The organism is Vibrio sp. S457-15, assembly GCF_000960545.1.
Classification (GTDB): Bacteria; Pseudomonadota; Gammaproteobacteria; order Enterobacterales; family Vibrionaceae; genus Vibrio; species Vibrio parahaemolyticus.
On record NZ_JYOQ01000006.1, the window covers coordinates 118,489 to 125,033 of the forward strand.

Annotated in this window: 7 protein-coding genes; 5 read left to right on the top strand and 2 right to left on the bottom strand. The window is 44.1% G+C overall.

What is annotated here, in order from left to right; translation table 11 throughout:
- Window positions 1-157: 157 nt before the first annotated feature.
- From cysZ to crr, 5 genes are all read left to right on the top strand, one after another.
- Window positions 158-901, top strand: a complete 744-nt coding sequence (gene cysZ / locus UF05_RS02540; RefSeq protein ID WP_005489850.1) for a sulfate transporter CysZ — start codon at window positions 158-160, stop codon at window positions 899-901.
- A 163-nt stretch (window positions 902-1,064) separates the two neighbouring features.
- Window positions 1,065-2,033: a cysteine synthase A gene (cysK, locus tag UF05_RS02545; protein WP_005489833.1), complete on the top strand. Its 969-nt coding sequence runs from the start codon at window positions 1,065-1,067 to the stop codon at window positions 2,031-2,033.
- 298 nt (window positions 2,034-2,331) lie between these two features.
- A complete protein-coding gene (locus UF05_RS02550; RefSeq protein WP_005436894.1) occupies window positions 2,332-2,589 on the top strand; it encodes an HPr family phosphocarrier protein in 258 nt (85 codons plus the stop codon).
- A gap of 140 nt (window positions 2,590-2,729) precedes the next feature.
- The gene (gene ptsI / locus UF05_RS02555; protein WP_005489822.1) at window positions 2,730-4,454 is read left to right on the top strand and encodes a phosphoenolpyruvate-protein phosphotransferase PtsI; all 1,725 of its coding nucleotides are present in this window, start codon (window positions 2,730-2,732) and stop codon (window positions 4,452-4,454) included.
- 121 nt (window positions 4,455-4,575) lie between these two features.
- The gene (gene crr, locus UF05_RS02560) at window positions 4,576-5,085 is read left to right on the top strand and encodes a PTS glucose transporter subunit IIA (protein ID WP_005382041.1); all 510 of its coding nucleotides are present in this window, start codon (window positions 4,576-4,578) and stop codon (window positions 5,083-5,085) included.
- Between the two features lie 93 nt (window positions 5,086-5,178).
- Here the strand turns inward: crr and UF05_RS02565 are convergent, their stop codons facing one another.
- Both UF05_RS02565 and UF05_RS23860 read right to left on the bottom strand, forming a co-directional pair.
- Window positions 5,179-6,303 (bottom strand): flagellin, encoded by a 1,125-nt coding sequence (locus UF05_RS02565; protein WP_025633638.1) that lies wholly within the window; start codon window positions 6,301-6,303, stop codon window positions 5,179-5,181.
- Window positions 6,304-6,419: 116 nt separating this feature from the next.
- On the bottom strand, window positions 6,420-6,545 hold a 126-nt coding region (locus UF05_RS23860; RefSeq protein WP_253254355.1), incomplete at its 5' end, for a flagellin.

A 6,545-nucleotide genomic window follows, 5' to 3' on the forward strand; every position in this document is an offset into this window, starting at 1 on the left:
AAACTATATGTAGGTTTAGAACAACTTAATGCAAGAAGTTCCGTTTTTTGTTGTGATTCTTGCCACGATTCCACTTTGCAAGACCCTAATTGTTAGGGCATTGAAAGAAAATCATCGACAGGTACAATGAGTTCTCACTCACACGAAAATATTGGATATGAAGATTAACAATCAGCAACGAACCGGATTCGGTTACTTCCTATACGGAATTCAATTGGCGCTCTCTCCAGAGATAAGACGTTTTGTCGTGTTACCACTTTTAGCAAATATTATTCTCGTGGGTGGGGCTATCTTCTATCTATTCTCCCACTTGAACATGTGGATTGAAGGTTGGATTGGACAGTTACCAGAGTTTCTCTCTTGGCTCACGTATATCTTGTGGCCCCTACTTGCTCTAACGATACTGGCCACCTTCTCTTATTTCTTTAGCACGTTAGCCAACTTTATTGCCGCTCCCTTCAACGGGCTGTTAGCAGAAAAAGTTGAAGAGACGCTAACCGGAAAAAAAATTAATGACGACGGCTTTACGGCTGTTCTAAAAGATGTGCCTCGCGTACTTGCTCGCGAATGGAGAAAACTGCTTTATATACTGCCTAAAGCAATTGGCTTGTTTTTGCTCTTACTTATCCCGGCACTAGGGCAAACTGTTGGCCCGGTTTTATGGTTTATCTTTACCGCGTGGATGCTCGCGATTCAATATTGTGATTACCCGTTCGATAACCACAAAATTCCGTTCAACGACATGCGTTACAAATTGAAACAAAAGCAAGGTAAAGCCTATGGCTTTGGTGTGTTGGTTTCAGTATTCACAACGATTCCAATTTTGAACCTTATCGTCATGCCTGTTGCAATATGCGGTGCGACCGCCATGTGGGTGGCAGAGTTTAAACATCAGCGCTAGGTCAAATTTAGTGAAAGGAAAGGCTGTTCGATGCGCTTCCCTTTCTTTTTACTAAATTCTCGGCCAACCTAATAAGATATAACTTTTTAATCCTTTTCCCTTTTTTTTATACCGCATATTCTTCTATCCATATTCACACAACGTGTAATGAAGGAACATCACTATGAGCAAAATCTACGAAGATAACTCTCTTACCATTGGTAATACGCCCCTAGTTCGCCTAAACAAAGTGAGCAAAGGTAACGTTCTAGCGAAAATTGAAGCACGCAACCCAAGCTTCAGCGTTAAGTGCCGTATCGGTGCAAACATGATTTGGGAAGCAGAAAAAGCTGGCACTTTAAAGCCAGGAGTAGAACTAGTAGAACCAACCAGTGGTAACACAGGTATCGCATTAGCGTTCGTAGCAGCCGCTCGCGGTTACAAATTGACTCTAACTATGCCTGAATCAATGAGCCTTGAGCGCCGCAAGCTACTTAAAGCACTAGGCGCAAACCTTGAGCTAACTGAAGCAGCGAAAGGCATGAAAGGCGCAATTGCTAAAGCAGAAGAGATCGTAGCAAGCAATCCTGAAAAATACCTTCTTCTACAACAGTTCAACAACCCTGCTAACCCGCAAATTCACGAGAAAACCACTGGCCCTGAAATCTGGGATGCGACAGACGGTGAAATCGATGTGCTAGTAGCAGGCGTTGGTACAGGCGGTACAATCACAGGTACAAGCCGTTACATTAAAGGTGAGAAAGGTAAAGCGATCACTTCTGTTGCTGTAGAACCTGCAGAATCACCAGTAATCGCGCAAGCGCTAGCAGGCGAAGAAATTCAACCAGCGCCACATAAAATCCAAGGTATCGGTGCAGGTTTCATTCCTGGAAACCTAGATTTGGACATTATCGACCGAGTTGAGCCAGTGACTTCTGAAGAAGCAATTGAGATGGCTCGTCGACTAATGGAAGAGGAAGGCATCCTTGCAGGCATCTCTTCAGGCGCTGCTGTCGTTGCTGCGAACCGAATTGCAGAACTACCTGAATTTGAAGGAAAAACCATCGTGACAATTCTGCCAAGCTCAGGTGAACGTTACCTAAGTACGGCACTATTTGCTGGTATCTTTACCGAAAAAGAGAACCAACAATAATATGTGGTCAAATCAATTTTTCGTCTAAAAAAGCCCCGTTCAGGGGCTTTTTTGTTGATCCCTGCCCTACCTTTGGTAATATCAGGGTGTTTTATTTCTAGCTTCAAAATAAAGAAGCAGAACACAAAAAGGTTTCAAAGTAATTGCGCACGCAAACAGTTGCGTAGTTACCAAACTTTTGACTAGTATCAGAACTGACACGCTTTGAACTCTCCCGTGCTAGCGCACAAGATATAAAGCAGTTAAGCTAAATCTAGTCACAAACTAACAAAAAAATACATTTATTGGGGTATATCACATGTACGAGAAGCAAGTAGAAATCACAGCAGAAAACGGTCTTCACACTCGTCCAGCTGCACAGTTCGTTAAAGAAGCTAAAGCATTCGACGCGGACATCACTGTGACTTCTAACGGTAAAAGCGCTAGCGCTAAGAGCCTATTCAAACTACAAACACTAGGCCTAGTAAAAGGTACTCTTGTTACTATTTCTGCTGAAGGCCCACAAGCTCAGCAAGCTGTAGACCACCTAGTTGCTCTAATGGACCAACTACACTAATCCGGTCTCCTACTCCAGAAGCCATTTTGTGAAAGCAAAATGGCTTCGTTGGAAATAGGCTCAAAACTAAGCTAAAACTATTCGTTAGCGCACCCATTATTCTCCCGTTTTATAAAGTTGACCAAACTTAAGGTAAGGCTATGATTTCAGGCATCCTAGCATCTCCTGGTATTGCAATCGGTAAAGCACTACTACTTCAAGAAGATGAAATTGTCCTAAACACAAACACTATTTCTGATGATCAAGTAGAAGCAGAAGTTGCACGTTTCTTTGACGCTCGTAACAAATCTGCAGCTCAGCTAGAAACTATCAAGCAAAAAGCGCTTGAAACTTTTGGCGAAGAAAAAGAAGCGATCTTTGAAGGTCATATCATGCTTCTTGAAGACGAAGAGCTAGAAGAGGAAATCCTAGCACTTATCAAAAACGACAAGATGACTGCTGATCACGCTATCCACTCAGTGATCGAAGAGCAAGCATGTGCTCTTGAGTCTCTAGATGACGAATACCTAAAAGAACGTGCAACTGACATCCGTGATATCGGTTCTCGTTTCGTGAAGAACGCACTAGGCATCAACATCGTTTCGCTAAGCGACATCAATGAAGAAGTTATCCTAGTTGCTTACGACCTAACGCCATCTGAAACAGCGCAAATCAATCTAGACTACGTGCTGGGTTTTGCTTGTGACATCGGTGGTCGTACTTCACACACTTCTATCATGGCTCGCTCTCTTGAGCTTCCTGCTATCGTTGGTACTAACGACATCACTAAGAAAGTTAAGAATGGCGACATGCTGATTCTTGACGCGATGAACAACAAGATCGTTGTTAATCCATCAGAAGCTGAAGTAGAAGAAGCGAAAGCAGTTAAAGCTGCATTCCTAGCTGAGAAAGAAGAGCTAGCAAAACTTAAAGACCTACACGCAGAAACAACAGATGGTCACCGCGTAGAAGTTTGCGGCAACATCGGTACAGTGAAAGACTGTGACGGTATCATCCGTAACGGTGGTGAAGGCGTTGGTCTGTACCGTACTGAATTCCTATTTATGGACCGTACTGCACTACCAACTGAAGAAGAACAGTACCAAGCGTACAAAGAAGTTGCAGAAGCAATGAACGGTCAAGCTGTGATCATCCGTACTATGGATATCGGCGGCGATAAAGATCTACCATACATGGATCTACCTCAAGAGATGAACCCGTTCCTAGGTTGGCGTGCAGTACGTATCAGCTTGGATCGTCGTGAAATCCTTCGTGATCAACTACGTGGCATCCTACGTGCGTCTGCACACGGTAAGCTACGTATCATGTTCCCAATGATCATCTCTGTTGAAGAAATCCGCGAGCTTAAGAACGCAATCGAAGAGTACAAAGCAGAGCTACGTGCTGAAGGTCTTGCATTCGACGAAAACATCGAAATCGGTGTAATGGTTGAAACACCTGCAGCAGCAGCGATCGCACACCACCTAGCGAAGGAAGTATCTTTCTTCTCTATCGGTACAAACGACCTTACTCAGTACACTCTAGCGGTAGACCGTGGTAACGAGATGATCTCCCATCTTTACAACCCACTATCACCAGCTGTACTAACAGTGATCAAGCAAGTTATCGACGCTTCTCACGCTGAAGGTAAGTGGACTGGTATGTGTGGTGAGCTTGCAGGCGATGAGCGTGCAACACTTCTACTTCTAGGTATGGGTCTGGATGAGTTCTCAATGAGCGGTATCTCTATCCCTAAAGTGAAGAAAGTTATTCGTAACTCTAACTTCGCAGAAGTGAAAGCAATGGCTGAAGAAGCGCTTTCTCTACCTACTGCAGCAGAAATTGAAGCAGTAGTTGAAAAGTTCATTGCTGAGAAAACTCAATAATCAGTAGTACCAAGTTATTCAATACTTAATGGCCATTAGACGGCGAAAAAAGTCGTCTAATGGGCTATATTGGTATACTATAATTCGACAGAATAAAACCAAACCTTAGGAGCATGACACAATGGGTCTGTTTGACAAACTTAAGAAGCTTGTATCTGATGACAGCGCTGACGCTGGTGCAATCGAAATCATCGCACCACTATCTGGTGAAATCGTAAACATTGAAGATGTGCCAGATGTTGTTTTCGCTGAGAAAATCGTTGGTGACGGTATTGCTATCAAGCCAGCAGGCAACAAAATGGTAGCTCCTGTAAACGGTACTATCGGTAAGATCTTCGAAACTAACCACGCATTCTCTATCGAGTCTGACGACGGTGTTGAGCTTTTCGTTCACTTCGGTATCGATACAGTTGAACTTAAAGGCGAAGGCTTCACGCGTATCGCAGAAGAAGGTCAAACTGTTAAAGCTGGCGACACTGTAATTGAATTCGATCTAGCTCTTCTAGAAGAGAAAGCGAAGTCAACACTAACTCCAGTTGTTATCTCTAACATGGACGAAATCAAAGAGCTGAACAAGCTTTCTGGTTCTGTAACTGTTGGTGAAACTCCAGTTCTACGTGTAACTAAGTAATTTTTACTTATCCGAACACGAAAAAACGCTGCCAATGGCAGCGTTTTTTATTATCTGACTTTTTTCTGACCGATGCGCATCGCTGAAACACGTTCAACTGAGCAAGCCTAGTGCTGAGCTCGGCCTTTGCTTCGCTTGAGCGAGTAATGCAGTTGTCGCATCCTGCAGCACCTGCGAGCGCACCATTACTGTCGACTCCCGAGCAAAGTCTGTATCTCGAATTCGCCCTTTGGATTCCGAAACACTCCGGTTAATGGTGTTTAAATTATCGATCGTGCCACTCACACGATTCTGAAATCCACCGATTTCACTGCGATGAGAATCAACATACTTTATCGCCGCATCCACCACACCAATGGCAAGCTGAGCGCCTCCTACTGTCGACATATCGAGATCATCAACGGTCACCAACTCACCGGAACCTATATCCATCTCATCGACAAGATTGCCTTTCCATGTGACGCCTTCTGGCGCATTCAGTGTCGAGGTAAAAAACTGCAATTGATGATCTTGCGTTACAGAAGCATCGACTAACGATTGCTGGGCATTAATGTAGGTTGCCACTTCTTCAAGGCTATCGCCTACTTTGAGTGTTAATGCTTTAGATTGTGTTTGGCCTTCATTGTCTTGATATTCAAACGCGAACTGTTGGTTATCTCTTGTTACGCGCCAGTCTTTGTCTAAACTGTCACCCAGATAATGTTGTCCGCCCATTTCAGGTATGTGCGTACGCATGTTTCTGAGCGTCAATGATATAGAGTTCGCATTGGCGCCAATATGAAAACTCTGAGAACCATAAGAGCCATTGAAGAGGTTTTTATCCGCGAATGTCGTCGTGATTGCCACACGATCCAATTCATCTTGTAGTGCAATCACTTCTTGTTGAAGACTTGTACGATCATCCTGTTCATGGCTGCCATTTGCGGCCTGAAGCCCGAGAGAGCGTAGCCGTTGCAGAATATCACTGCTCTCATGCAACGCGCCTTCTGCGGTTTGAGCGACCGAATAGGCATCGTGAGCATTCCTTAAGGCAACATCAATCCCTCTCGTTTGAACATGGAGAGTATTCGATATTTGTAGGCCAGCAGCATCGTCGCTTGCTGAGTTAATCCGATATCCCGAAGACAGGTTTCTCTGTGACTCAACGTTTTGATCGGCTGCTTGGCTAAGATGTCGCTGCGTCATCATCGCGGCAACATTGGTATTTAAAGAGACCATCTAATCGATATGAATGCCTTGTCGAACATCCTGTTAGGACGCATCTAAATCGGTATAGCCGATAAGCAAAAAGCCAGGGATGAGCCTGGCTTTTGTATCTTGTCGTATTAGGTAGATTAACCTAGAAGACTTAGCGCTGAGTTTGGCGCTTGTTTCGCTTGCGCAAGGATTGAGCTTGACGCTTGCGATAGAATTTGTGACTTGGTCATTGCCGTCGTTTCTTTCGCGAAGTCGGTATCTTT